This is a genomic window from Pseudomonas sp. SIMBA_068 (assembly GCF_046534705.1).
Taxonomy (GTDB): Bacteria; Pseudomonadota; Gammaproteobacteria; order Pseudomonadales; family Pseudomonadaceae; genus Aquipseudomonas; species Aquipseudomonas putida.
This window is the reverse complement of sequence record NZ_JAWRYI010001306.1, coordinates 1-246: the sequence shown is the minus strand read 5'-3', so window position 1 is coordinate 246 and position 246 is coordinate 1. Positions and strand designations below refer to the sequence as shown.

Here is a 246-nt window from a genome sequence, read left to right as displayed (position 1 = left end):
CTCCACCAGCTCCTCGGTACTGACATAACCCTGCTGTTTAACCAGTTCGATAATACCGTTGTGACGTTGTGTTTGTTTCATTTCTAAATCCCTGGAATTATTTTCGTTTTCGCGCATTGAGCGAATCAACAAAAGCCATCGCTAAACCCACGGCTAACCCGGCGATGTGTGCTCCGTTCGCCATCGACATCCCAAACAAATCAAACCATCCGGCGACAATCCAGATCAGCGCAAAGATAATTAACC

General features: G+C 46.7%; 1 protein-coding gene. It reads right to left on the bottom strand.

All coding sequences use genetic code 11. From position 1 onward, the window contains the following. A partial coding sequence (locus tag SB756_RS33800; RefSeq protein WP_159125056.1) for a DeoR family transcriptional regulator occupies positions 1–81 on the bottom strand: 81 nt, incomplete at its 3' end. Between the last annotated feature and the right edge of the window lie 165 nt (positions 82–246).